General features: G+C 34.8%; 20 protein-coding genes. 18 read left to right on the forward strand and 2 right to left on the reverse strand.

Going from position 1 to position 19,369, the window contains the following annotated elements; genetic code table 11:
• Positions 1 to 164 precede the first annotated feature (164 nt).
• The 10 genes from A3I1_RS0105055 to A3I1_RS0105100 all read left to right on the forward strand — a co-directional run bounded on the left by A3I1_RS0105055 (position 165) and on the right by A3I1_RS0105100 (position 7,610).
• On the forward strand, positions 165 to 1,376 hold the full coding sequence (locus tag A3I1_RS0105055; protein ID WP_018370198.1) for a DUF6287 domain-containing protein: 1,212 nt from the start codon (positions 165 to 167) through the stop codon (positions 1,374 to 1,376).
• Positions 1,377 to 1,480: 104 nt separating this feature from the next.
• Positions 1,481 to 1,666, forward strand: a complete 186-nt coding sequence (locus tag A3I1_RS0105060; RefSeq protein WP_018370199.1) for a hypothetical protein — start codon at positions 1,481 to 1,483, stop codon at positions 1,664 to 1,666.
• A gap of 70 nt (positions 1,667 to 1,736) precedes the next feature.
• Entirely contained in the window at positions 1,737 to 2,561 is an 825-nt protein-coding gene (locus A3I1_RS0105065) for a dihydroorotate dehydrogenase electron transfer subunit (protein ID WP_018370200.1), read from the forward strand.
• Positions 2,561 to 3,469, forward strand: coding sequence for a dihydroorotate dehydrogenase (locus tag A3I1_RS0105070; protein ID WP_018370201.1), 909 nt, complete (start codon positions 2,561 to 2,563; stop codon positions 3,467 to 3,469). Before A3I1_RS0105065 ends, A3I1_RS0105070 begins: the two co-directional genes overlap by 1 nt.
• Positions 3,470 to 3,512: 43 nt before the next feature.
• Positions 3,513 to 4,238 (forward strand): orotidine-5'-phosphate decarboxylase, encoded by a 726-nt coding sequence (pyrF, locus tag A3I1_RS0105075; protein WP_018370202.1) that lies wholly within the window; start codon positions 3,513 to 3,515, stop codon positions 4,236 to 4,238.
• Positions 4,239 to 4,252: 14 nt separating this feature from the next.
• Positions 4,253 to 4,903 carry an orotate phosphoribosyltransferase gene (gene pyrE, locus A3I1_RS0105080; protein ID WP_018370203.1) on the forward strand — a complete coding sequence of 217 codons (651 nt, stop codon included), beginning with the start codon at positions 4,253 to 4,255 and terminating at the stop codon, positions 4,901 to 4,903.
• A 3-nt stretch (positions 4,904 to 4,906) separates the two neighbouring features.
• The gene (gene pyrB, locus A3I1_RS0105085; protein WP_018370204.1) at positions 4,907 to 5,836 is read left to right on the forward strand and encodes an aspartate carbamoyltransferase; all 930 of its coding nucleotides are present in this window, start codon (positions 4,907 to 4,909) and stop codon (positions 5,834 to 5,836) included.
• A gap of 28 nt (positions 5,837 to 5,864) precedes the next feature.
• Positions 5,865 to 6,287: an aspartate carbamoyltransferase regulatory subunit gene (locus tag A3I1_RS0105090; RefSeq protein WP_018370205.1), complete on the forward strand. Its 423-nt coding sequence runs from the start codon at positions 5,865 to 5,867 to the stop codon at positions 6,285 to 6,287.
• A gap of 110 nt (positions 6,288 to 6,397) precedes the next feature.
• Entirely contained in the window at positions 6,398 to 6,937 is a 540-nt protein-coding gene (locus A3I1_RS0105095; protein ID WP_018370206.1) for a 5-formyltetrahydrofolate cyclo-ligase, read from the forward strand.
• The gene (locus A3I1_RS0105100) at positions 6,921 to 7,610 is read left to right on the forward strand and encodes a rhomboid family intramembrane serine protease (RefSeq protein ID WP_018370207.1); all 690 of its coding nucleotides are present in this window, start codon (positions 6,921 to 6,923) and stop codon (positions 7,608 to 7,610) included. The genes A3I1_RS0105095 and A3I1_RS0105100 overlap by 17 nt, the downstream gene beginning before the upstream one ends.
• Before the next feature lie 52 nt (positions 7,611 to 7,662).
• Here A3I1_RS0105100 and galU read toward each other — a convergent pair whose 3' ends face one another.
• Together galU and A3I1_RS0105110 are read right to left on the reverse strand one after the other, a co-directional pair.
• A complete protein-coding gene (gene galU / locus A3I1_RS0105105) occupies positions 7,663 to 8,562 on the reverse strand; it encodes a UTP--glucose-1-phosphate uridylyltransferase GalU (RefSeq protein ID WP_026216773.1) in 900 nt (299 codons plus the stop codon).
• Between the two features lie 20 nt (positions 8,563 to 8,582).
• Complete coding sequence (locus A3I1_RS0105110) at positions 8,583 to 9,596, reverse strand: NAD(P)H-dependent glycerol-3-phosphate dehydrogenase (RefSeq protein WP_018370209.1); 1,014 nt, start codon at positions 9,594 to 9,596, stop codon at positions 8,583 to 8,585.
• Positions 9,597 to 9,811: 215 nt separating this feature from the next.
• On the opposite strand from A3I1_RS0105110, the gene A3I1_RS0105115 reads away from it, so the two are divergent.
• The 8 genes from A3I1_RS0105115 to gltX all read left to right on the forward strand — a co-directional run bounded on the left by A3I1_RS0105115 (position 9,812) and on the right by gltX (position 19,364).
• The gene (locus A3I1_RS0105115; RefSeq protein WP_018370210.1) at positions 9,812 to 10,837 is read left to right on the forward strand and encodes a putative sulfate exporter family transporter; all 1,026 of its coding nucleotides are present in this window, start codon (positions 9,812 to 9,814) and stop codon (positions 10,835 to 10,837) included.
• Positions 10,838 to 11,023: 186 nt separating this feature from the next.
• Positions 11,024 to 12,733, forward strand: a complete 1,710-nt coding sequence (locus A3I1_RS0105120) for an ABC transporter ATP-binding protein (protein ID WP_018370211.1) — start codon at positions 11,024 to 11,026, stop codon at positions 12,731 to 12,733.
• On the forward strand, positions 12,733 to 14,529 hold the full coding sequence (locus A3I1_RS0105125; protein WP_018370212.1) for an ABC transporter ATP-binding protein: 1,797 nt from the start codon (positions 12,733 to 12,735) through the stop codon (positions 14,527 to 14,529). The genes A3I1_RS0105120 and A3I1_RS0105125 overlap by 1 nt, the downstream gene beginning before the upstream one ends.
• 117 nt (positions 14,530 to 14,646) lie before the next feature.
• Positions 14,647 to 15,093, forward strand: a complete 447-nt coding sequence (locus tag A3I1_RS0105130; RefSeq protein ID WP_018370213.1) for a dUTP diphosphatase — start codon at positions 14,647 to 14,649, stop codon at positions 15,091 to 15,093.
• Positions 15,094 to 15,095: 2 nt separating this feature from the next.
• Positions 15,096 to 16,460: a DNA repair protein RadA gene (gene radA, locus A3I1_RS0105135; RefSeq protein ID WP_018370214.1), complete on the forward strand. Its 1,365-nt coding sequence runs from the start codon at positions 15,096 to 15,098 to the stop codon at positions 16,458 to 16,460.
• Positions 16,461 to 16,520: 60 nt separating this feature from the next.
• Positions 16,521 to 17,015 (forward strand): beta-class carbonic anhydrase, encoded by a 495-nt coding sequence (locus tag A3I1_RS0105140; RefSeq protein WP_018370215.1) that lies wholly within the window; start codon positions 16,521 to 16,523, stop codon positions 17,013 to 17,015.
• Positions 17,016 to 17,074: 59 nt separating this feature from the next.
• Complete coding sequence (locus A3I1_RS0105145) at positions 17,075 to 17,785, forward strand: TIGR00266 family protein (RefSeq protein ID WP_018370216.1); 711 nt, start codon at positions 17,075 to 17,077, stop codon at positions 17,783 to 17,785.
• A gap of 112 nt (positions 17,786 to 17,897) precedes the next feature.
• Positions 17,898 to 19,364, forward strand: a complete 1,467-nt coding sequence (gene gltX / locus A3I1_RS0105150) for a glutamate--tRNA ligase (RefSeq protein WP_018370217.1) — start codon at positions 17,898 to 17,900, stop codon at positions 19,362 to 19,364.
• Positions 19,365 to 19,369 lie beyond the last annotated feature (5 nt).

A 19,369-nucleotide genomic window follows, 5' to 3' on the forward strand; every position in this document is an offset into this window, starting at 1 on the left:
CAGAGTGTTTTTATTATGAAAAGTTATCAACTATTCTTATGCTACAACGTGATGTATAGTAATATGGTATAATCTAACATATCATCACAAATCTTTAAGCAACGTTACATGATGAAAATATTAAACAAAGAAGAAAATCATTTTAAAAAAGTAGGTGGGAGAAAATGAACTATCGTTTTATTAGTTTTTTAGTTGTTATATTAATGATTATATCAGGCTGTTCAAACACTCATAAAAATAAAGAGACTACGGATAAAGATATTAAAACAAAAAAGATAATATCAGAAGAAAATATAGGAACTATTGATTTATCTGGTACTTTTTATAGTAATTCAGGAGAGACTGCAACTCTTAAATCATTAAATGATAATAAGTGGGAGATAGCTTATTCCACATTAGATGGTGATGTTACAGCCACTTTTGAAACAAAGTGGGAACAAACAGATGGCATGAGTAAGTCAGAAACACCAATGACAAAATCGGATGGTTATTTGGGTTTTACCACTATTGTGGAATATAAAAGCAAAACGGATATCAAAATAACGATGACCGATGGCAACCCAAGCCACCAAATGACATTCACAAAAAAAGAACCTAGTGAGTTAGAAAAGTATGATGTTGTCTTACAAGGTGATTTAACACCATTTGAGGGACATTTTTCTACTGATGCATTTAATAGAATTGTAGCAGATTCAGGCTTCACCTATGGTGGTTATACTCCTGAGGATTATTTTAGTGACAGAACCACAGTATTTCCTACCATTAAAAAGGATGGGTATTGGAATGGGATTTTATCTCATGGTAATTTTGCTATTAGCCCCTCCAACTTACCTACCAAAAGAGATGGTTATTATGTTGTTTATTTGTATGGTACTAATATAGGAGCAAACAATGCCGAAATGACCTTGTTACTTGTGCCACCAAAGATAAAAGGGCCAGATGGGATTGTCAGTCAAGAAAGACGAGCCTTTATAGAAGGTATTGATGGCAGTCTTGATTTGTTAGAGTATCTTGAAAAAGATTGGTGGAAAGCCTATCAATCGCAAGAAAAAGATTTAGATATAGAGGCTATTAATAATGGAGATTTCTCTTCTCTAGTGGGAACTTGGAAAAATGGTAAAGGCAATACTCTTGTGATAAACGAGGATGGTTCGACAAATAGCGGTGCACAAATAAAGTCTGTTCAAAATTCTGATAAAATTAGTTTAGTACCTTATGCAGGTATAGGTGATAACTTCACAGGTGTAGCACTTGGGTTATATAAAATTGGTTTTAAAAACCCTGATGGGGATCAAAGTGATACTAGTCGTCCTCGCCTGATAATCACGCAACAAGGAGGGAATTACCCTGCAGATAGCTATTATTATCGCCAATAATTTCCACTTTTTCTTCAATTTTTTTAAAAATTGATTGACAAAGTTATTGTTCGTATGCTAAGATAGGAAAGATAAAAAATAGAATAAATGAAAAGGAGAGACGAATGTTTAATCACTTAAAGCAAACAATTATCTTTGATAGTTCAGCTTTTGGTCATGGTCGTCTCTTTTCTATTTTCAAATCATTCGTGTTACTGGTACAAATGCAATACCAGTTATTTAAAGCTTTTTGCTTTTCTATTTTCACTTTTGATAATATTATTTTTACCAGTTTTGCTTTGGCGCTTTAGTCATTGTCATTACTGGTTTTTTTATGGTCAAAAAGTGATTATCATCCCATGCTGAAATGAAAGGATTGTCATGCTAAGAGAACGGTTTACTATTATAAAACATAATAGGATTGCAAAAGATGTCTTTCAATTAGAACTGTCAGGTGATGTTAGTCAAATTAATGCTCCCGGTCAATTTGTTAACCTTCAGATACCAGGTTTTTACTTACGACGCCCTATTTCCATCTGTGACTGGACTATTGATAATAACGCCAAAGAAAGTCGCTTATTGCTGATTTATAAGGTGGTAGGAGAAGGAACAAATAAGCTCTCCCAGTTAGCTATTGGAGAAGAATTAGAGTTACTCTTGCCACTTGGAGTTGGTTTTGATGTGAGTAAAACAACTTCTAAAACAGTTTTGTGTGGTGGCGGTGTTGGGATTCCTCCATTGGTTGGTCTAGCTAGACAAATGATTGCAGTAGGTAAAACACCTCAAGTGCTTCTAGGTTTTAATAGTAAGGAAGATATTTTTGGTCTAAATCTTTTTCAAGAGATAGGGATTGAACCACTTGTTACGACGGTTGATGGTAGTCAAGGAAACAAAGGATTTGTCACTGATGTTTTAAAAAAATTAACATTTGATTATATCTGTTGTTGTGGTCCTGAAGGAATGCTAAAAGCCATCCATAACTTGTTATTAGAGAATCCCAAAGGTAATAGTAAAGACATTTCAATAAAGAGTCAGACGATACATACACAAACTGCTTTGGATGGTCAATTTAGTTTGGAAGCTCGTATGGCTTGTGGTTTTGGTGCTTGTATGGGTTGCTCGAAAAAAACAAAATCAGGTTATAAGAGAATTTGTAAAGAGGGCCCTGTTTTTGAAAAATCTGAACTGATATGGGAGATGACTTGATGAATACAGAAGTTACCTTAAGCGGGATAACATTAAGTAATCCGATTATTCCAGCTAGTGGAACGTTTGGTTACGGTAAAGAGTTTGCTGATTTATATGATATCAATATCTTAGGAGCCTTCTCTTTTAAGGGAACAACAAAAGAAGAACGCTTTGGGAATCCGTTACCACGTATTGCTGAGTGTCCAATGGGATTGATTAATTCTGTCGGTCTCCAAAATCCTGGAGTTGAGGCTGTTATCAATAAAGAATTACCGGAACTTGCTAAATATTACCATAAACCGCTCATTGCTAATATTAGTGGCTTTTCTATTGAAGAATATACCTATTGCGCTGAGCGGCTTGATAAACAAGATCAAGTCAGTCTTCTTGAAATTAATGTTAGTTGTCCTAATGTCCATAATGGCGGGATGGCTTACGGTGTTTCTCCTGATAGTGTTTATGATGTCACACAAGCTGTTAAGGCTGTTACCAAAAAACCCATCTACATTAAACTTAGCCCAAATGTTACTGACATTATAGAAATTGCTAAGGCTTGTGAAGCTGCAGGAGCTGATGGATTAAGTTTGATTAATACTTTACTGGGAATGCGAATAGATACTAAAAGTAGGTCTTGTGTGATTGCCAATAAAATGGGAGGTTTTTCAGGTCCAGCAGTTTTCCCTGTCGCACTTAGGATGGTCTATCAGGTGGCTCAAGAGACGTCTCTTCCAATTATTGGTATTGGAGGTGTCTCATCAACCAATGATGTTATTGAAATGATGATGGCTGGTGCAAGTGCAGTTCAAATAGGTTCGGCGAATTTGATTAATCCTTATATTTGTAAAGAAATTATTGAAGAGTTACCAAAAAAGATGGCGGAACTAGGCATTACAAAGTTATCAGATATTATTGGTGTTGCTTTATAATATGTTGTTATTAATTGAAATATTAAAGGGAGGTTAACCATTGATGTTAAAACAAACACCTAAGGCTGTCATTGTTGCTCTTGATTTTTCAAATAAACAAGAGACACTTGCCTTTTTAGATAAATTTCCTGAAGGGAAGTTATTTGTGAAGGTTGGAATGGAGCTGTTTTATAGTGAAGGTCCAGCTATTATCAAAGAAATTAAATCGCGTGGCCATCACATTTTTCTCGATTTAAAACTACATGATATCCCACATACCGTTGAAAAGGCGATGAGTGTTTTAGCCAATTTAGAAGTAGACATGGTTAATGTTCATGCTGCAGGCACCATTGATATGATGGTGGCTGCACTAAAAGGCTTGACATGTCAAGCTGCTAATCAGTCAAAAAAGCGTCCAATTATTATAGCTGTCACTCAGTTGACCTCAACAGATGAAGTAAGGATGCAAAAAGATCTCTTAATTTCATCAACGCTTGAAGAGACTGTTAAAATCTATGCTCAAAACGCCAAAACAGCTGGACTTGATGGCGTTGTTTGCTCACCCCATGAAGCACAGATGATTCACGAGAATTGTGGTAAAGACTTTTTAACAGTAACACCTGGGATTAGGTTTTTAGATAACGAAAAAGACGACCAAGTGAGGATTACCACTCCAGAAAAAGCAAAACTATTAGGATCAGATTTTATTGTGGTAGGTAGACCGATTACGATGGCAAAAGATCCAGTTTTAGCATATGAGAGATGTCAGCAAGAATTTTTAAAAGGATAAAAAGGAGGAAGATGATGATAAAAGATTTGAGTACAACAATTGCTAAAGGTCTCTTAGAAATTAATGCTGTTTTTCTAAGACCTGATGAGCCTTTTACTTGGGCTTCAGGAATTAAAAGTCCTATTTATTGTGATAATCGCTTAACTTTAACCTCACCAGAAGTTAGGACAATGATTGAAGAAGGATTGGTAAAGATTGTTAAATCTCAATTTCCTAGCTGTGAAATATTAATGGGTACAAGTACAGCTGGTATTGCTCATGCTGCTATTGTTGGTCATCTTATGAATCTACCTATGGGTTATGTAAGAGGATCAGCCAAAGGACACGGTCGAACTAACCAAATTGAAGGGAAGTTAATGCCAGGACAAAAAGTAGTGGTCATTGAAGATTTAATTTCAACAGCCGGATCAGCTATTGATACCGTTAATGTTTTAAGAGAATTTGGTGCGGATGTTTTAGGAATTGCCAGTATTTTTACTTATGGCATGGCAAAAGCTGATGAGCGTTTGAAAGAAAATCAAGTCATCAATCATAGTCTTTCTAATCTTGATGTGTTACTGGATGTTGCAGTTAATCAAGCAGACATAACAATAGAACAAAAAGAGAAAATCATTGCTTTTAGAAACAACCCAACAGATGAATCATGGATGAAAGGAAACAATTAAACAATGACAGATATTAGAAACCTTATTAATATTACTGATTTGACCGTAGCAGAAATTGATCAACTAATTGCCACTGCTGATGATATCGTTGCTAATCCTAAAGACTATCAAAATATTTGTGCACACAAAAAATTAGCTACTCTTTTTTTTGAGCCAAGCACAAGAACAAGATTAAGTTTTGAGGCTGCTATGTTAGAGCTAGGTGGTAGTATTCTTGGTTTTTCATCTGCTGATTCAAGTTCAGCAGCTAAGGGAGAAAGTGTGAGTGATACCATTCAAACAGTTGGATGCTATGCAGAAATTATTGCCATGCGTCATCCAAAAGAAGGAGCTCCAATTGTTGCTTCTCAAAGAACAACGGTTCCTATTATAAATGCTGGTGATGGTGGACATTTCCATCCAACTCAAACACTTACCGATCTTTTAACCATCAAACGTAAAAAAGGTAGACTTTCAGATATGACTGTTGGTGTTTGTGGTGATTTGAAATTTGGTCGTACCGTTCACTCACTTATAGAAGCTATGCTTCGTTACCCTAATGTTAAATTTGTTCTTATCTCTCCACAAGAACTACAAGTGCCTGATTACATGAAAGAAAAGATTACTCAGGCAGGGGCCCAGTGGACTGAAGTTGAAAAATTAGAAGATGCTATGGAATCTCTTGATATTCTTTACATGACACGCGTACAAAAAGAACGTTTCTTCAATGAAGCAGACTATATCAGATTAAAAGATAGCTATATTCTTGATTTAGAAAAATTAAAAGTGGCAAAAGAAGATTTAACAATTCTCCATCCATTACCAAGAGTTAATGAAATTTCCGTTGAAGTAGATAAAGATCCAAGAGCAGCATACTTCTTCCAAGCTCTTTGTGGTAAACATATTAGAATGGCATTGATTTTATTCTTATTAGGCATCGAAAAAAAGGCATAAGCGATAATAAATATTAAGGAGAGAGATGATGAATATTGATGGAATTAAAACAGGTATTGTATTGGATCATATCAAATCTGGAAAAAGTATGGAGATTTATGATTTGTTAAAATTAGATAAGTTATCTTGCGGTGTTGCTGTTATTCAACGTGTGATGAGTACTAAATATGGCCGCAAAGATATTATCAAAATTGATGAAGATATTCCTTTAGATTTTGATGTTCTAGGTTATATTGATAATAATATTACTGTTAATCGTATTAAAGAAGGAAAATTAGAAAAAAAAGTACATCTTTCGTTACCAGAATCTCTGACAGATGTTATTAAGTGTAAAAATCCTCGTTGTATCACATCGATTGAACAAGAAATTGTTCAACAATTTAAGTTGGCTAATAAAGACCAAAAAGTTTATCGTTGTGTCTACTGTGATGCAGAGCAAGTAACAGTGTAAGTAAAAAATAAATCAACTCAAAAATCACTAGTGTTAACTAGTGATTTTTGAGTGTCAAATTCTCCAATTTTTTTGAAGAAAAAACTAAAATTTCATGATATGATAGTAGCATGACTAAAAAATTCTGGCGACAAGAGATGATTACTCTATTAAAACAACAAAAACCATCGCTAAAACAACAATCTGATCAATTGTTGTTAGAGCAATTGATTGCTCTAAAAGAATATAAAGAAGCAAAAACAATTGCAACCTATCTCTCTTTTGATTATGAATACGACACATCTTTATTAATCCATCAAGCACATGAGGATGGTAAAAAAGTGCTTGTTCCTAAAATTGTGTCAAAAGGAGAAATGGTTTTTGTCTCTTACGATGAAGATGACCTCTCTTTGTCATCTTTTGGTGTACGAGAGCCAAATAATTATCAGAGTGTCTTAAAAAATGAGATTGATTTGATTCATGTGCCAGGTCTGATTTTCAATCATAAAGGTTATCGTATTGGTTATGGTGGCGGTTTTTATGATCGCTATCTAAAGGACTATGAGAAAGCAACTATTTCTACGATTTATCAGTGTCAGTTGAAAGAATTTAACCCAGAAAACCATGATATTGCTGTTAGAAAGGTATTATTAGATGAAAGAAATGTTTAAAAATTATCCTGTTACTAGTTTTTTACTGGTAATGACAATTATTATTTTTTTGACAATGCAACTCCTTTACATAGAGCAAGCTGAGAGTTTTCAAGCCATTTTTAGTTTTGGGGGCATGTATGGCAATTATGTTATGATGTTTCCAAATCAATTGTGGCGTCTCATAACACCAATCTTTGTGCATATTGGGTGGGAACATTTTGCTTTAAATAGCATTACCTTATTTTTTTTAGGAAGAATAACAGAACCTTTGTTTGGTTCAATTAAATTTTTAATCTTATATCTTTTCTCTGGAATAATGGGAAATGTATTGGCTATGGTCTTGACACCAAATGTTATTGTTGCGGGAGCCTCAACGTCATTATTTGGACTTTTTGCAGCTGTGGCTTTGGTTGGTCATTTTGGTTTTAATCCTTATCTCAAGCAACTAGGTCAAAATTATAAATTATTAATTGGTATCAACTTGTTATTTAATCTTTTTATGCCAGGTATCAGTATTGTAGGGCACCTAGGAGGTGCTCTAGGAGGTTCAATTGTTGCTATTTTTTTAACCACAAGAGTTGAAGGTGAATTATTTCCTAAAAATCAGAGAGTGCTTGCTTTTGTTGGCTACTTTCTTATTATTGCTTTATTACTATTTTATGCTTTTGGTGATTTTTTTTCTTTGTTTTAATATGAAAAGACAGGTATAATAACGTACCTGTCTTTTTTTAACTAATAATACTTTATTTTTTTGTTTGATTGTCTTGTTCTAACTTTTTACCTAGTTCGATTAAATAACGTTTTAAATTATCTTTGACTTGAGGATGTCTTAAAGCATAATCAATAGAAGTTTTCATGAAACCAAATTTATCACCAACATCATAGCGCTTGCCAGTGAATTGACGAGCAAAGACACGTTGTGTTTTGTTGAGTTTATCAATTGCATCAGTCAATTGGACTTCATTTCCAGCTCCTGGTTCTTGTGTTTCAAGAATATCAAAAATCTCTGGTGTTAAAAGGTAACGACCAATAATTGCTAAATCACTCGGAGCATCTTCTGGTTTAGGCTTTTCAACAAAAGTGTCAACACTATATAAACCATTAACTCCCTTTCCTTGAGGAGCAATGACACCATAGTTTGAGACGTCTTCGTGTGGTACTTGCATGACAGCAAGTGTAGCAGCATGAGTAGAGTCATAATCATTGATGAGTTGTTTAGTGAGAGGAATATCATCTTCCATCAAATCATCACCGAGCATGACAACAAAGGGTTCATTGCCGACAAAAGCTTTTGCTTGAAGAACAGCATCACCTAATCCCTTTGGATGACTTTGACGGATAAAATGGAGACGAATACCAGTTGTTTCATCTACTAGCTTTAAAAGATCTTTCTTACCCTTTTTTTCAAGGTTATATTCTAATTCAAAATTAGAATCAAAGTGATCTTCGATTGAGCGTTTTGATTTTCCAGTTACAACTAGAATATCTTCAATTCCCGAAGCTAATGCTTCTTCAACAATAAATTGAATAGTTGGTTTATCAACAATGGGCAGCATTTCTTTTGCTAAAGCTTTGGTTGCAGGTAAAAAACGAGTACCTAGACCCGCAGCTGGAATAACAGCTTTTTTAACTTTTTTCCTCATATTTTTTTCTCCCTGTTTGGTCACCATTCGTTTTCCGCTCTCATTTCTTTTGACATGATATCAAGAATACTTTCTTTTATATCAGCCCCTTCATAAATAGAGCGGTAAATAGCAGTAGTAATTGGCATATAAACTTTTAGTTCATTAGCTAATTCATAGGCAACTTTAGTAGTTGAAATTCCTTCAATAACCATGCCCATATTCTTTTTTATATCTTCTAGTTTTTCACCCTTGCCTAAAGCATAACCAGCACGCCAATTTCTAGAGTGAAAAGATGTTCCTGTAACTATCAAATCACCAACGCCGGATAGTCCACTATAAGTGTGAGGATTGGCACCCATTTTAACTCCTAGACGTGTAATTTCAGCTAGACCACGAGTAATGATAGCTGCTTTAGCATTATCACCATATCCTAAACCTTTTAAGGCGCCTGCACCAACAGCAATGATATTTTTAAGAGCTCCTGCTGTTTCAACGCCAATGACATCTGTATTGGTATAGAGTCTAAAATAGTGATTGTTAAAAATTGTTTGAGCATATTGAGCTGCTTGTAAATTTTTTGAAGCGGCTGTAATAAGTGTAATATCTCTAACAATAGTCTCTTCTGCATGACTTGGCCCTGAGATAACAACGATATCACTTCTAAGCTTTTCTGGAATTTCTTCTTCTAAAATAACTGATAAGCGTTCATGTGTATCAGGTTCTAACCCTTTAGAAGCATGCATCATCACAACCTTGTGTTTTAAAATATTAGATACTTGTTTAGCAACTAATCGTGTTGCCTTGGTTGGAATAACAAAAATAATGCAATCAACATCTTTTAAAGCTTTTTCAAGTTCAGTATATGCTTTGATGTTTGAGTCTAAAACTACTTCTTTAAAGTAATGACGGTTAGTATGATGTGTGTTAATTTCTTCAATTTGTTCAGGAATATTTCCCCAAAGTCTCACTTCATGACCATTGTCATTAAGAACTTGAGATAATGCTGTTCCCCAAGAGCCTGGCCCCAAGACAGCAATTTTTTGTTTACTCATTTTTTCTCCTCTATCTATAAACAGATGATTTTATTAGTTTTATTATATCAAATTATTATAAAAAAGTCTTAATAGCCCACTAAAAACAGTTTTTCAAGAAAGAATTTTTGGTAAGTTTACAATAACTCAAAACTTTATTATAATGAAACTATTCATCTTTACTTAAAGAAAATAAATTGGTCTAGAGTCATAAAATAAGTATTAAGGAGGTTGTTTTGCATTACGTTTCAAAAAGAATACCTGGTATCTTATTATGTCTTCTCATGGCTATTGCAGCTTCTTTTTTTGGAGGATTAGCACCTTTAGTTGGAGCTTCAGTTTTTGCTATTTTTATTGGAATGTTTGTAAACCTCTTTTATAAACCTTCTGACTCCGTCCAAATTGGTGTTAGATTTACTTCCAAATTTATTCTTCAATTGGCTGTTATTCTGTTGGGATTTGGTTTGAATTTATCTCAAGTTTTAGCAGTTGGGAAAAGTTCGCTACCTATTATTTTTGCTACTATCACCACCTCTTTAGTAATCGCCTTTTTGTTACAAAAAACATTAAAATTAGATATTAACACAGCAACCTTGGTTGGTGTTGGATCATCTATTTGTGGAGGTTCGGCCATTGCAGCGACGGCGCCAGTGATTGATGCAGATGATCATGATATTGCTCAAGCCATCTCTGTGATTTTCCTATTCAATATTTTAGCAGCACTAATTTTCCCAACTCTAGGTGATATAATTAATCTATCAAATGATGGGTTTGCCATATTTGCTGGTACAGCAGTTAATGATACGTCATCCGTAACAGCAACTGCTCTTGCTTGGGATGGTATTCATGGTTCAAATACTTTGGATGGAGCGACGGTGGTTAAACTAACAAGGACACTAGCAATTATTCCAATAACCTTGTTTTTATCGTTTTATCGTTTACGTCAAAGTCAAGTTAGTGGTCTAATAAAACGACAAGGCCCTAAAATTGGTAAAATTTTCCCTATGTTCATCATTTACTTTATTCTAGCATCACTTTTAACAAGCTTTTTAACACAAATAGGTATTAGTACTAGTATTTTTAATCCACTTAAACAGCTTTCTAAATTCTTAATTGTCATGGCTATGGCAGCAATTGGGCTTAATACACACTTAATAAAATTAATAAAAACAGGCAAACAAGCTATTGTGTTGGGTGCTTGTTGTTGGATTGCGATTACTTTAATGAGTTTGGGGATGCAACATCTCTTTCATCTTTGGTAAGTTGTTTTAGGCCCTTATTTTTCTAAAAGAGAGTTTCTAAGAAAACTCTTTTTTTAATATCAATCTTAAGGCTATCTATATTACTTATTAGACTTTTAGCAATAATTATTATAAAATAAGTAGAAGAATATTTGAACAATCAGTGGGTTAAAACCCACTGCTCTTATTTTATATAAAGGAGACAAAATGATATTTAAAGCCATTATGAGATACAAATGGTATGCTTTAGCTTCTATTATAATGGTTTTAGGAATTGTGATTAACTCTTTATTACAACCTAGATTGATGAAATCAATTCTCACAGCCTTGCTTACAGAAGATTACGATAAAATAACATCTATCGGTACTATTTTATTATTGATTTCTTTGCTGGGACTGTTATCAGGAGTTGTTAATACTATTTTGGCCGCTAAAATTTCTCAAGGGATTTCTACAGATATCAGAGAAGCTACTTTTCGTAAGATTCAGACATTTTCTTATGCCAATGTTGAGTCATTCAATGCAGGAAATCTAGTGGTTAGAATGACTAACGATATTAATCAAATTCAAAATTTGACGATGATGCTTTTCCAAGTACTCTTAAGAATGCCGTTGATGTTTCTAGGTGCCTTTATTCTTGCGATAGATACACTCCCAAGTCTATGGTGGATCTTAGTGGTTATGGTTATTACTATTGCTAGCATTATGGGTGTTATCATGAGTTTAATGGGTCCAAGATTTGGTCAATTTCAAAAATTAATGGACAAGATTAATGGTATTGCAAAAGAAAATCTTCGTGGAGCTAGGGTGGTAAAATCATTTGTTCAAGAAGAATCACAATACAATAAATTCAAGGAAAAATCAGATGACCTTTTAGATTTGAATTTGTTTATCGGCTACGGTTTTTCCATTATGCAACCAGCTCTTATGTTCGTAGCTTACATGGCCATTTTTATAGCTATTTATATGGTATCAACTTTTGTTGAGACAAACCCAGAAGTTATTGGTAGTGTTGCTACATTTATAACCTACATGATGCAAATTATGTTCACTATTATTATGGTTGCTTTCATGGGAATGCAATCAAGTCGTGCTTTGGTATCTATTAAGCGTATTAAAGAAATCTTAGACACTAAACCATCCATGGTATTTGAGGATGTAGCTGATGAGAACCTGTCTGGTAGTGTTGTCTTTGAAGATGTTACCTTTACTTATCCAAAAGACACTAACCCTACTTTAAAAAATGTTAGCTTTACTATTTCAAAAGGCCAAATGGTTGGCATTGTAGGTGCTACAGGTTCAGGCAAATCGACCCTAGCTCAGTTAATTGCTAGGCTATTTGACCCTGAAAAAGGTCGAATTTTAGTTGGTGGGCGTGATATTAAAACAATCAATGAAAAAAACTTACGAGAAACGGTATCAATTGTTTTGCAAAAAGCTATTTTATTTAGTGGGACAATTGCAGATAATTTAAGACAAGGCAATTCAGAAGCAGATAGTCGTGCCCTAGAAAGAGCAGCAAATATTGCCCAAGCTCAAGAATTTATCAATCAAATGCCTAACCATTATGAGAGTTTGGTTGAAGAAAGGGGGAATAACTTCTCTGGTGGTCAAAAACAAAGAATGAGTATTGCAAGAGGGGTGATAGGTAATCCCAAAATTCTCATTTTAGATGATTCCACCTCAGCACTTGATGCTAAATCAGAAAAATTAGTGCAAGAAGCACTAAATAAAGAATTAAAAGGCACCACTACGATTATGATTGCGCAAAAGATTAGTTCAGTCATTAAAGCAGATCAAATATTTGTTTTAGACAATGGCTATCTTATTGCTCAAGGTACTCACTCAGAGCTAATTGCCACTAATACAATTTATCGAGAAATATACAATACACAAAAAGGTCAGGAGGAAAATTAATGAAAACAGTCCGTTTTTTTTGGTATTATTTTAAAGAATACCGATTATCTTTTCTTTTGATTTTTTTAGCCATTGTTGTTTCTACTTATTTAAGAGTGCAAGCACCAATTTATTTAGGTCAATCCTTGACAGAACTCGGTCAATGGGCACAAGACTATTTTAAAGCCAAAGCAGTCAGTCAGGCGACAGGTCAAGTTTTTGTTGAACCCAGTAAGGCTCCATTTTTATCTGTCATGTGGTCTCTTTTTTTAACTTATATTTTTACAGTAATTTCTACACTGATTTACACATTGATTTTTACAAGAATTGTTGCCTATTCAACAAGTAGCATGAGAAAAGGCCTTTTTGGTAAGTTAGAAAAATTAACTATTGCTTTTTTTGACCAGCATAAAGATGGAGATATTTTGTCACGTTTTACTAGTGATTTGGATAATATTCAAAATTCGTTAAATCAAAGTATGACTCAAGTTATTTCTAATATAGCCCTTTATATTGGTCTAGTTTGGATGATGTATACTCAGCATGTTCAGTTAGCTGTTATCACAATGTTATCAACACCAATAGCCATTCTTGTTTTGTTTTTCATTATTAGGAAGGCTAGAAGATATACTAATGTTCAACAAGAAGAACTCAGTCAACTTAATGCTTATATGGATGAAAAGATTTCTGGCCAAAAAGCAATAATCGTTCAAGGGTTACAAGAAGATACAATTAATGGCTTTATAGAACTTAATAATCGTGTTCGCCGTGCCACTTTTAAAGGTAGATTATTTTCTGGTTTATTATTTCCTGTGATGAATGGTTTTAGTCTATTTAATACAGCAATAGTCATCTTTCTTGGTTCAACTATCGTTTTAAATGATGCTAGTCTATCAAAAGCTGCAGCGTTAGGATTACTTGTAACATTTGTACAATACTCTCAGCAATACTATCAACCCATCATGCAAATCTCATCTAGCTGGGCAGAATTACAATTAGCCTTTACAGGTGCCTCAAGGATTCAAGAAATATTTGATAAAAAAGAAGAAGTTAAACCAAAAAATGCTCCTCAATTTAGCGAATTAAAAGAGGAAGTGGCGATAAACCATGTTGACTTTAGTTATCTTCCCGGACAAAAAATCCTATCTGATGTTACTATATCAGCACCTAAAGGGAAAATGATTGCCGTTGTCGGACCAACTGGTTCAGGAAAGACAACTATCATGAATTTATTAAATCGATTTTATGATGTTGATGCCGGTTCAATTACTTTTGATGGCAAAGACATTAGAGAGTACGATTTAGCTAGTCTAAGACAAAACGTTGGCATCGTATTGCAGGAATCAGTTTTATTTAGTGGTAGTATTGCTGAAAATATTGCCTTTGGTATGCCAGAAGCTACTCAAGAAATGATTGAAACAGCAGCACGTGCTACTCATATCCATGAATTCATTGAAAGTTTGCCAAACAAATATCAAACAATGGTGAGTGATAATGATAATATTTTTTCAACGGGTCAAAAACAACTTATTTCTATTGCAAGAACCTTGTTAACCGATCCACAAGTGCTCATTTTGGATGAGGCAACATCGAATGTTGATACCGTCACTGAAAGTAAAATTCAAAAAGCTATGGAGACTGTTATTGCCGGGCGAACTAGTTTTGTGATTGCTCACCGACTTAAAACCATCTTAAATGCTGATAATATTATCGTATTAAGAGATGGTAAAGTGATTGAGCAAGGTAATCATCATCAATTATTAAGGCAAAAAGGATTTTATGCTGAACTTTATCATAATCAATTTGTCTTTGAATAATTATTAAAAGATTAAGAGTTTTCTGTTAAGAGAACTCTTTTTTAAAAATAGTTATTTTGATTTTGCAATTCATATGCGAATAAATTATAATAAAGTATAAAAGAAGGAGATAATTAAATGTCAAAAATAAGAGGGTTTGAACTATTTAGTAAGTACACAGATGACTCATTATTACCCAAAAGAGAAACAACCCATGCAGCTGGTTATGATTTAAAAGCGGCTGAAAGAATTATATTAGAACCTGGTGAAATTAAACTAATACCAACAGGTGTCAAAGCTTATATGCAGGCTAATGAGGTGCTTTATCTCTACGATCGTTCTTCTAACCCTCGCAAAAAAGGGCTTGTACTCATTAACTCTGTCGGTGTGATTGATGGAGATTACTATGGAAATTCAGCTAATGAGGGTCATATTTTTGCTCAAATGAAAAATATCACTGATAAAGAAGTTGTAGTAGAAGTTGGTGAAAGGATTGTTCAAGCTGTTTTTGCCCCTTTTCTAATTGCTGATAATGATAAAGCAACCGGACAAAGAATTGGTGGCTTTGGAAGCACTGGGAACTAATTATGGCTAAGAAAAAAACAGTTTATATTTGCCAAGAATGTGGGTATAATTCTCCCAAATACCTAGGTCGTTGTCCAAATTGTTCAGCTTGGTCTTCTTTTATTGAAGATATACCTATTACTGAGATAAAAAATGCGCGTATATCATTAACAGGAGAAAAAAGTCAACCCGTCAAATTAAAGGATGTCACTTCAAATCATTTTTCACGTATTAAAACGGACATGCCTGAGTTTAATCGTGTTCTAGGTGGTGGTCTTGTGCCGGGAAGTCTTGTTTTGATTGGTGGAGATCCAGGTATTGGAAAATCAACGCTTCTTCTTCAAGTATCAACACAACTCGCTCATCAAGGGACGGTCCTTTATGTTTCTGGTGAAGAGTCTGCCCAACAAATCAAATTACGTAGTGAGCGTTTGGGTGATATTGACAATGGTTTTTACGTCTACGCAGAAACCAACATGCAATCTATCCGTGTAGAAATTGAAAAAATTCAACCAGATTTTCTCATTATAGACTCTATCCAAACGATTATGAGTCCAGATATTTCTAGTGTGCAAGGTTCAGTCAGCCAGGTGAGAGAAGTCACTGCTGAACTCATGCAAATAGCTAAAACCAATAATATTGCTATCTTCATTGTCGGTCATGTTACTAAAGAAGGTACTCTTGCTGGCCCAAGATTGTTAGAACATATGGTTGATACGGTTCTTTATTTTGAAGGGGAGAGGCAACACACCTTTAGAATTTTACGAGCCGTAAAAAATCGTTTTGGCTCTACTAACGAGATTGGTATTTTTGAAATGCAATCTCTTGGTTTGGTTGAAGTGTTAAATCCTAGTCAAGTTTTTTTAGAGGAGCGATTGGATGGTGCGACAGGTTCAGCCATTGTCGTGACAATGGAAGGAACAAGGCCAATTTTAGCGGAAGTACAAGCTCTTGTGACACCAACAGTTTTTGGTAATGCTAAGCGTACGACAACAGGTCTTGATTTTAATCGTGCAAGTCTCATTATGGCAGTCTTAGAAAAACGCTGTGGTTTACTTTTACAAAATCAAGATGCCTATCTTAAATCTGCGGGAGGTGTCAAATTAGATGAACCAGCTATTGATTTAGCAGTAGCGATTGCTATTGCTTCAAGCTATAAAGATAAATCAACTAATCCTCAAGCTTGTTTTATTGGAGAGATTGGTCTAACCGGTGAAATTAGAAGAGTTAATCGACTCGATCAACGAATCAATGAAGCAAGTAAACTCGGCTTTACTAAAATTTATGTGCCAAAAACTGCTTTAATAGGTTTAGAAATTCCAAAAAATATAGAAGTTATTGGTGTATCAACGGTGAATGAAGTCCTACAGAAGGTATTTGGAGGTTAGGGATATTAATGAGCAATGATTTAAAGTGGTTTGTTGACTATAAAATGAAAAGGAGAATAAATGTCTTACTTTGAAAAATTTTTAGAAGCTAATATGGCCTATATCAATCTTCACGGAACTTCTCACCTTCCCTTGATGCCCAAAACTAAGGTAGCTATTGTGACTTGTATGGACTCACGATTGCATGTTGCTCAAGCACTAGGTTTAGACTTGGGTGATGCCCATATTCTGAGAAATGCTGGTGGCCGAGTGACTCCTGACATGATTCGCTCTTTAACTATTTCTCAACAATTATTAGGAACTAGAGAAATTGTTGTTCTCCATCACACGGATTGTGGAGCTCAAACTTTTACTAATGATGCTTTTAAACTGCAACTTAAAAAAGATTTAGCTGTTGATGTATCAGACTATGATTTTTTACCTTTTGAAAATCTTGAAGAAAGTGTTAGAGAAGATGTTGACATTTTAAAAAAATCACCCCTTATCCCAGACGATGTTTTAATCTCTGGAGCCATCTATGATGTTGATACAGGTCGAATGGTAGAAGTAAAATAAAATATTCGAAACTATCTAATAACAAATACCATAATACACAGTTAAGAAAGGATAATATCATGATAGATAACCGCATGTCATACACTATAAGTGAAGCGTCACAATTTCCACTAGTTGAAATAAAACTTGATCAAGGAGAACAAGTGTACATTCAACAAGGGTCAATGATTTACCACACGCCAAATGTTGTTTTAAAAACCAGATTAAACAGTAAAGGTTCCGGTCTTGGAAAACTTGTAGGTGCTATCGGTCGTTCAGTGGTTTCAGGAGAGTCAGCTTTTATCACAGAAGCTGTTGCCGAATCAAACAATGGTAAACTCGCTTTAGCACCAGCTACACCTGGTGAAGTTATTCCTTTAGAGATTGGTCCTAAACAATATCGTTTGAATGATGGAGCCTTTTTAGCGCTTGATGGATCTGCATCATATACAATGGAACGTCAAAGTGTAGGGCGTGCTCTTTTAGGTGGACAAGGTGGCTTTTTCATCATGACAACAAAAGGTTCGGGAACACTTTTAGCCAATGCTTTTGGTTCCATCAAAAAAATAGAGTTAGCTAACGACACGATAACAATCGATAATGCTCATGTCGTCGCATGGAGTCAGGAATTGGATTATGATATCCATTTAGAAAATGGTTTTTTACAATCTATTGGAACTGGAGAAGGGATTGTTAATACTTTTTCTGGTACTGGTGAGATTTATGTGCAAAGTCTTAATATTGAAACTTTTGCTAATGTTTTAAAACGTTATATTCCATCGAAAGCATAAGAATGTTCCAAAAAAGTTGTGCAATATTTTTAAGAAACCTTAGTTTTGTGAGCTAAAGAAGTATTAAACTTGTGATATAATATAATGATTGAAATAGGATAGGAGAACTATTTTGACTAATAAGATTCGTGTGCGCTATGCACCAAGTCCGACAGGACTATTACACATTGGTAATGCTCGTACGGCATTATTTAACTATTTATACGCTCGCCACCACGGTGGAGACTTTATCATCCGGATTGAAGATACTGACCGTAAGCGTCATGTGGAGGATGGCGAACGTTCACAACTAGATAATTTAAAATGGCTAGGGATTGACTGGGATGAAAGCCCTGTTAACCCAAAGGAAGATTTTGGCCCTTATCGCCAATCAGAACGCCTTGATATTTATCAAAAATACATTGATGAATTACTAGAAAAAGGCCTCGCCTATAAATCTTATGTCACAGAAGAAGAATTAGCTACTGAGCGTGAACGCCAAGAAGCAGCCGGTGAAACTCCTCGCTATGTCAATGAATTTCTAGGAATGACCGACGAAGAAAAAGAGGTTTATATCGCTGATAGAATAGCTAAAGGTATTGTGCCAACGGTTCGTTTAGCAGTTAATGAAGAAGGCATCTATCAATGGCAAGATATGGTTAAGGGTGAGATTAGTTTTGAAGGGGCAAATATCGGTGGAGACTGGGTTATCCAGAAAAAAGATGGCTACCCAACCTATAATTTTGCCGTTGTTATTGACGATCACTTGATGGCGATTAGTCATGTTATTCGTGGTGATGACCATATCGCAAACACACCAAAACAACTCATGGTTTATGAGGCTTTAGGTTGGAAGGCTCCAGAATTTGGTCATATGACGCTTATTATTAATAGCGAGACTGGAAAGAAGCTCTCAAAACGTGATACCAACACTCTACAATTCATCGAAGACTATCGTCAAAAAGGCTATCTCCCAGAAGCTGTCTTTAACTTTATTGCACTTCTTGGCTGGAATCCTGGTGGAGAAGAAGAAATTTTTTCACGTGATGAATTGATTAAACTGTTTGATGAAAACCGTTTGAGTAAATCACCAGCAGCCTTTGATCAAAAGAAATTAGACTGGATGAGTAACGACTATATTAAAAATGCCGAAGCTGGTAAGATTTATGAACTGGCTAAACCATTTTTAGAAAAAGCAGGTCGCCTTAATGAAAAATCAAAAGACTTGGTTGCCCTTTATCAACCTCAGCTAGTCTCTATTGATACAATTGTTCCGTTAACAGATTTGTTCTTTTCTGCTTTTCCAGAGTTAGGCGAGGCAGAAAAAGAAGTTTTACGAGGTGACACCGTTGTAACCGTCCTTGGACAGTTTAAAGAAAAGTTAGAAGCTTTGTCAGATGATGATTTTAAGCCAGAAAATATCTTCCCACAAATTAAAGCTGTTCAAAAAGAGACAGGTATAAAAGGGAAAAACCTCTTTATGCCAATTCGTATCGCTGTTTCTGGGGAAATGCATGGTCCTGATTTACCAAATACTATTTATTTGCTTGGTAGAAAACAATCGATTGAACATATTAACAATATTTTAAAAACCTTGTAAGCAAA

It is taken from the genome of Streptococcus marimammalium DSM 18627 (assembly GCF_000380045.1).
Taxonomy (GTDB): domain Bacteria; phylum Bacillota; class Bacilli; order Lactobacillales; family Streptococcaceae; genus Streptococcus; species Streptococcus marimammalium.

Excerpts from the sequence above, each read along its gene's own strand:
- A3I1_RS0105055 (WP_018370198.1), top strand. The coding sequence starts at position 165 with ATGAACTATCGTTTTATTAGTTTTTTAGTTGTTATATTAATGATTATA.
- A3I1_RS0105060 (WP_018370199.1), top strand. The coding sequence starts at position 1,481 with ATGTTTAATCACTTAAAGCAAACAATTATCTTTGATAGTTCAGCTTTT.
- A3I1_RS0105065 (WP_018370200.1), top strand. The coding sequence starts at position 1,737 with ATGCTAAGAGAACGGTTTACTATTATAAAACATAATAGGATTGCAAAA.
- A3I1_RS0105070 (WP_018370201.1), top strand. The coding sequence starts at position 2,561 with ATGAATACAGAAGTTACCTTAAGCGGGATAACATTAAGTAATCCGATT.
- pyrF (WP_018370202.1), top strand. The coding sequence starts at position 3,513 with ATGTTAAAACAAACACCTAAGGCTGTCATTGTTGCTCTTGATTTTTCA.
- pyrE (WP_018370203.1), top strand. The coding sequence starts at position 4,253 with ATGATAAAAGATTTGAGTACAACAATTGCTAAAGGTCTCTTAGAAATT.
- pyrB (WP_018370204.1), top strand. The coding sequence starts at position 4,907 with ATGACAGATATTAGAAACCTTATTAATATTACTGATTTGACCGTAGCA.
- A3I1_RS0105090 (WP_018370205.1), top strand. The coding sequence starts at position 5,865 with ATGAATATTGATGGAATTAAAACAGGTATTGTATTGGATCATATCAAA.
- A3I1_RS0105095 (WP_018370206.1), top strand. The coding sequence starts at position 6,398 with ATGACTAAAAAATTCTGGCGACAAGAGATGATTACTCTATTAAAACAA.
- A3I1_RS0105100 (WP_018370207.1), top strand. The coding sequence starts at position 6,921 with ATGAAAGAAATGTTTAAAAATTATCCTGTTACTAGTTTTTTACTGGTA.
- galU (WP_026216773.1), bottom strand. The coding sequence starts at position 8,562 with ATGAGGAAAAAAGTTAAAAAAGCTGTTATTCCAGCTGCGGGTCTAGGT.
- A3I1_RS0105110 (WP_018370209.1), bottom strand. The coding sequence starts at position 9,596 with ATGAGTAAACAAAAAATTGCTGTCTTGGGGCCAGGCTCTTGGGGAACA.
- A3I1_RS0105120 (WP_018370211.1), top strand. The coding sequence starts at position 11,024 with ATGATATTTAAAGCCATTATGAGATACAAATGGTATGCTTTAGCTTCT.
- A3I1_RS0105125 (WP_018370212.1), top strand. The coding sequence starts at position 12,733 with ATGAAAACAGTCCGTTTTTTTTGGTATTATTTTAAAGAATACCGATTA.
- A3I1_RS0105130 (WP_018370213.1), top strand. The coding sequence starts at position 14,647 with ATGTCAAAAATAAGAGGGTTTGAACTATTTAGTAAGTACACAGATGAC.
- radA (WP_018370214.1), top strand. The coding sequence starts at position 15,096 with ATGGCTAAGAAAAAAACAGTTTATATTTGCCAAGAATGTGGGTATAAT.
- A3I1_RS0105140 (WP_018370215.1), top strand. The coding sequence starts at position 16,521 with ATGTCTTACTTTGAAAAATTTTTAGAAGCTAATATGGCCTATATCAAT.
- A3I1_RS0105145 (WP_018370216.1), top strand. The coding sequence starts at position 17,075 with ATGATAGATAACCGCATGTCATACACTATAAGTGAAGCGTCACAATTT.